This window comes from Moorena sp. SIO2C4 (assembly GCF_010672485.1).
Classification (GTDB): Bacteria; Cyanobacteriota; Cyanobacteriia; order Cyanobacteriales; family Coleofasciculaceae; genus Moorena; species Moorena producens.
The window spans coordinates 1-1,804 of record NZ_JAAHGN010001302.1 but is presented as its reverse complement, the minus strand read 5'-3'; the positions used below and the strand labels follow the sequence as shown (position 1 = coordinate 1,804).

The 1,804-nt window shown below is 47.9% G+C and carries 2 protein-coding genes; both read right to left on the bottom strand.

The window, feature by feature from the left end:
- The coding region (locus F6K20_RS36875) for a GuaB3 family IMP dehydrogenase-related protein (RefSeq protein ID WP_287298179.1) at nt 1-1,033 on the bottom strand (1,033 nt) is incomplete at its 3' end.
- 228 nt (nt 1,034-1,261) lie between these two features.
- The coding region (locus F6K20_RS36870; protein ID WP_287298177.1) for a flotillin domain-containing protein at nt 1,262-1,804 on the bottom strand (543 nt) is incomplete at its 5' end.

The following is a 1,804-nucleotide window of genomic DNA, read 5'->3' as shown; positions in this document are numbered from 1 at the left end:
TCAATGCTCCCAAAAGGTTGTGGGTGCCATCATCCATTTGGGCTGGTCCAGTCAGAATTTGCTCAAGTGTGCCAGTGCTGCCCACTTTAATTCGTGTCCCACGGGGTAGCACGCTGGAAGGGGTTGCCATCCCCCAATGAAATCCTTGTCCGGGAGCTTCTTTGGCACGGGCGAAAGGAGAACCAATCATCACCCCATCAGCACCACAAGCAATACACTTACAGATGTCACCTCCTGTAATTAAACCGCCATCAGCAATCACTTGCACATAGTTACCGGTTTCGAGATAGTAGTCGTCACGGGCAGCAGCGCAATCTGCAACTGCTGTTGCCTGAGGTACACCGACACCCAAGACACCCCGAGAGGTACAAGCAGCACCAGGACCAATACCCACCAAGACAGCAGTTGCCCCAACTTTCATCAAATTGAGGGCAACGTCGTAGGTCACGCAATTCCCCAAAATTACTGGCATGGGCATATCCTGACAAAACTGTGCCAAATCCAGGGGATTGATGGACTCTGGTGACAGGTGAGCTGTAGAAACGACTGTTGCTTGAACAAACATTAAATCAGCACCAGCCTCTGCCACTACCTGACTATATTTACTGGCTCCAGCAGGGGTCAGACTCACAGCTGCAATAGCACCTTGGTCTTTGATTTCCCGAATTCGCTGGGTAATCAATTCTGGCTTAATCGGTGAACTATAAAGTTCCTGCATCAGGGGAACAAACTCAGAATTTCCCACCGAGGCAATGCGGTCTAGAATGGGTGATGGGTCAGAATAACGGGTTTGAATCCCTTCTAAGTTGAGAACCCCCATTGCCCCAATTTGGGACAACTTGACTGCCATGGACACATCAATCACCCCATCCATAGCGCTGGCGATAATAGGAATTTCTCGTTCAATACCGCCAATACGCCAGCGAGTATCAGCCAAACTGGGGTCGAGTGTCCGCTGTCCGGGAACAAGTGCAATTTCATCGATGCCGTAGGCTCTGCGAGCTATCTTACCTCGCCCAATTTGAATATCCACGCTGTTTTTCTTCCGAGATTATTTTAGCTAGGTTATCAAATTGGAGCGAAGATTGCTCGAACTATACAAAGAAACTATGAATTGTGAAGCATGAAGTATCAATTATGAATTCTTAATACTTCAGGTGCGCGCCCGTTCGCGCACCTTGAGGTGGGATCCAAGGGCGATTTACTCGCCCATTGGAAAGCCCACCTATAGCGAATTTAATTCGCCAAGGTCAAGCGCACCTTAGCCTTTCCCTGATTTCGGTTTCTTGATGCTTGGCTGGGTAAGGTGGTTTTTTTCGGTAAGGTTTGAGGTTGCTGGTGGCCGTGATGGGATGATATCCGTGGTCGGGGTTTTCTTCTCCTTTGGTGTGATTGTGTTACTGGTGATTGTGCTACTGTTGTGAGTCATCATCTGGCGGATTTGACTAATCAACTCCCCTAGCTTGCCTTCCTCTAACAAACCATTAATCATTGATAAGCCACTGGTAGACAGTAGTAGTTTGTTGATGTCACCTACACTGCTAGCTCCGTTACCATTATTGCCATTGACACCGGGGAAGGAGTAAATCCGAGTATCTCCCAAAATTCCTGGCTGGGGAGCCAAGGCTTTGGCAATTTCTGGTAGTTGATTTGCCAACTCTGGCCATATGGTAGTGATGATTTTAGCAGTTAGCTGAGCATCGCTGATGGAATTTTCGGCTTCGATCAGGGATCTATCACCGTCTAAACCCAATAAAATGTTGTCTTCCCCGTTACCGATCAGTTCGTCATTAAAATTAGTACA